The organism is Desulfobulbaceae bacterium (genome assembly GCA_015231515.1).
Classification (GTDB): Bacteria; Desulfobacterota; Desulfobulbia; order Desulfobulbales; family VMSU01; genus JADGBM01.
Genome location: JADGBM010000189.1, coordinates 1 through 3,744, shown reverse-complemented (window position 1 = coordinate 3,744; position 3,744 = coordinate 1). Strand labels below are relative to the sequence as shown.

Here is a 3,744-nt window from a genome sequence, read left to right as displayed (position 1 = left end):
TATGACGTCTCCGCTATGAAAAAAGAGAATGAGGACAAACTTATCTCTTCAATTACCAAGATGCTTGATGAGGACCCTACCTTAAGGCTGTCCAGGGAGCCTCAGACCCACCAGATTCTAATCTCTGGTGTTGGCCAGATTCACCTCAAGATTGTCGGTGAAATAATTAAACGCAAATTTGGTGTCAATATGCAGCTCGAACTCCCCAAGGTACCATACAAGGAGACGATTAAAGGAAAAACCAAGGTTCAGTACAAACATAAAAAGCAGTCTGGCGGAAAAGGACAATACGCCGACAACTGGCTTGACATTGAACCACTTCCACATGGCGGTGGTTATGAGTTTGAAGACCGAATTATCGGTGGAGCGATTCCGAAACAGTACATTCCTGCTGTGGACAAAGGCATCCAAGAGGCTATGGCAAATGGAATTTTGGCCGGCTACCCTGTTGTTGACGTAAAAGTTGGTCTCTTCGACGGATCATTTCACAATGTGGACTCTTCAGAGATGGCATTTAAAATTTCCGGATCCATGGGCTTTAAAAAGGGTGCTCTGGAGGCCAATCCCGTGCTCCTCGAGCCAATCATGAACATGTCCGTCCAGATCCCTAAAGACTGCGTTGGTGATGTTATCGGAGATATTAACAGCCGTCGCGGCAAGGTTATGGGCATGGATTCTGAGGCAAAACTTGAAGTAATTACCGCCCAAGTACCTATGTCTGAGATTCTGGAATACGCCCCCGACCTTACCTCAATTACCAGCGGCCGAGGATTCTTCAGCACTGAATTCTCTCATTACGAGGAGGTTCCAGCCCATCTTACCGATGCCATTATTGCCGCCTCAAAAGAGCAACCTTGAGAAAGGGGAGCTCGTAAGACAGCCCAAAGCGAAAACTATACTATGGCAATAAACAAAACCAAATATTCATTTACTTGCGGAGTACTTACCCTGAGCGACAAAGGCTCTCAAGGTTTACGAACTGATACCAGCGGCCCTTTGCTCATTGAGATTCTAGAAGCCGCCGGCTTCACCAATACCGCTTACAAAATCATTGCCGACCACCATGAAACCATCACACAAACTCTTATTGAATGGTCCGACCTAAAAAAAATCGATCTTATTGTGACAACTGGGGGAACCGGCCTCAGCCCCACCGATGTGACACCCGAGGCAATGAATGATGTCCTGGAAAAAGAGATTCCAGGAATCAGCGAGGCTATGCGGTCAGCAAGTATGAAGATCACCCCGCGAGCAATGCTGTCACGAGGTAAAGCAGGAGTTCGCGGGAAGAGCCTGATCGTAAATCTGCCCGGCAGTCTGAAGGCAGCCAGAGAAAACATTGAGGCAGTGCTTGATACACTGCCTCACGCAATTGATAAAATTAAGGGTAGTACTGAGGATTGCGGCTAAAGGAAGGGGGGGGGAACAAGCGCCTTACTGGCAGGCAATTTCAACCTGAGAACTCTTCTTGCCCTTTCTGGCTGCAATTTCACCAATGACATAGGCCGTTTCACCTAAGGCCGCCAACTGAAGCATTATATCATCAACTTTTTTATCCCCGACAATCAACACCATTCCAATACCACAGTTAAAAGTACGGCACATCTCCTCGGCAGAAACGTTCCCTTTTTTCTGTAGAAAATCAAAGATCGGCATTTGGGGCCAGGCCTTGCAGTTAAGAACAGCTTTACAGCCCGCCGGCAGAACACGCGGGATATTATCAATAAATCCGCCGCCGGTGATATGCACAATTCCACGGATCTTGAAATTTTTAATCAGATTCAAAACAGTTTCAGTATAAATCCGGGTGGGACGCAGCAACTCCTCGCCCAAGGTACACCCGAGTTCTTCAACATGATCTTCCACCGAAAGTCCCAACTCCTCGAAACAGATTTTTCTGACCAGAGAGTAGCCGTTACTGTGGATGCCGCTTGAGGCAAGCCCTATAAGCTTATCTCCAACCTTGGTTTCCGAGCCGTCAATAAGTTCATTTCTTTCAGCGATACCAACCGTAAAACCGGCAAGATCATATTCGCCTTTTGAATACATGCCCGGCATCTCCGCTGTTTCACCACCAATAAGGGAGCATTTCGAGATTTCACAGCCTTTAGCAATCCCTCTGACCACATCAGTGGCCTGCTCAACATTAAGATGACCAACCGCCAGATAATCCAGAAAAAACAGCGGCCGAGCTCCGGAAACAACTATATCGTTCACGCACATTGCCACCAGATCAATACCAATAGTATCATGCTTATTACACAGTTCGGCAATCTTCAGTTTGGTGCCCACACCATCGGTTGACGACACTAAAACAGGATCCTTATAGCGGTCACCACCCAAGGCGAAAAGCCCGCCAAAACCACCTATTCCAGTAAGCACACCACGTTGGAAGGTTGCTGCCACAAGTGGCTTTATTTTATCAATAAAATCATTTGCTTTGTCAATATCAACGCCGGATTCAGCATATCGCGAAACTTTTTTCTCAGTCATAATCTTCTTTTGTTTTTAGATAATATTGGAATTGCTATGCGTAGAGTGAGGTTATTTATGATGCTTCACTTTTTGTATTCAATAAAGCAAACATTTCTATTAATCCCACTCAGGTAAAAAGTCAATTTGTAATTTACTGTGACCAGTCTAAGCTTCTGCCAAAAACACTACTATGTATCACTATTTTCGAAACAACTCCCATAAAACGTTGCCAGCTGGCCGCATGTCGCCCCTTGCATTAATGGGCCTTAAAGGCACGATCACAGGATCACAGCGGCCCTTATATCGAATATCATGGCCGGGCTCTTTTAGATTGACAAAATTTCAGATTGAAAGTAACCAATTTTTATTGGTTTTTAGATAGGATCACGACGCCGTAGTGATTTTCGACGCTGGCCATGGCACCCAGGCCAACGGCATATAGCCCAAAACCCTCCAGGGGGGGGCTGGTGAGGCGCGAAATGTCTTTATCCATTACATGGGTGTACATATCGGTTGTCTTGACATCGTGTAGCAGAATGGTGTAGCAGAATGGGGTCGGGCCACGCTAAGTATTTGAAAACATAACAAATCATTGTCGGAAATAGGCCTTTTGAGGGTCTATAATGGCAATTTGGAGTTCAAAAATAGTAATATAAGTAATAAATAGAGTAATAAATAGGAAATAAATAGGGTCAGAGTAAAATTAATCCCGTGATTCGTCGATTAAAGGGGCGAGGCCATTCCGCAACTCATCCAAGTACAAACGAAAGTCGATGTTTTTTTCGTCTTTGGCAGCCTTTTCAATGCTCAATGCCAGTTCAGCCCAATCATCAATACCGAGACCGAGCAGAGCGCCTTTGATCGTATGGGCTGCTCTCATGAGTTCCGGATAATTTTTTTGTTGCAGAGCGTTTTCTGCATCAGCAAAATTCTTAATCATTGGTTTTTGTATACCCTGAACGAGAAAATCAATTTTTGATTGGGGAAATTTGTACTTTGATGTGAGATGGTTTCTGATCGAAGACAGGGAGACAGTTTTTTTCTCCGATGAACCGTTTTGGGAAGTGGAAGCGGACTTCTTAGTCGGGAGAGAAGCCTGGCCCCCCTTTTGGAAAATGATGTTCAATGCACGATAGATTTCTTCTTCCTCAAATGGTTTTGCCACATAATCATCCATGCCTGCCTCAAGGCATTTTTCCCGATCTTTGACCATGGCATTCGCAGTCAAGGCAATAATAGGAATATGGCTCTTATAAATTTTAAGGGATA

4 protein-coding genes are annotated in these 3,744 nt (G+C 45.0%); 2 read left to right on the top strand and 2 right to left on the bottom strand.

The features are described 5' to 3' along the window. Nucleotides 1-858: elongation factor G (gene fusA / locus HQK80_15940; protein ID MBF0223684.1), on the top strand; the 858-nt coding region annotated here is incomplete at its 5' end. Between the two features lie 42 nt (nucleotides 859-900). Continuing rightward, a complete protein-coding gene (locus HQK80_15935; GenBank protein MBF0223683.1) occupies nucleotides 901-1,410 on the top strand; it encodes a MogA/MoaB family molybdenum cofactor biosynthesis protein in 510 nt (169 codons plus the stop codon). Between the two features lie 24 nt (nucleotides 1,411-1,434). Here the strand turns inward: HQK80_15935 and HQK80_15930 are convergent, their stop codons facing one another. Both HQK80_15930 and HQK80_15925 read right to left on the bottom strand, forming a co-directional pair. Further along, a complete protein-coding gene (locus tag HQK80_15930) occupies nucleotides 1,435-2,493 on the bottom strand; it encodes a phosphoribosylformylglycinamidine cyclo-ligase (protein ID MBF0223682.1) in 1,059 nt (352 codons plus the stop codon). Nucleotides 2,494-3,178: 685 nt separating this feature from the next. Then, nucleotides 3,179-3,744, bottom strand: a 566-nt coding sequence (locus HQK80_15925) for a response regulator (GenBank protein MBF0223681.1), incomplete at its 5' end; no start/stop codon positions are given.

Excerpts from the sequence above, each read along its gene's own strand:
- HQK80_15935 (MBF0223683.1), top strand. The coding sequence starts at position 901 with ATGGCAATAAACAAAACCAAATATTCATTTACTTGCGGAGTACTTACC.
- HQK80_15930 (MBF0223682.1), bottom strand. The coding sequence starts at position 2,493 with ATGACTGAGAAAAAAGTTTCGCGATATGCTGAATCCGGCGTTGATATT.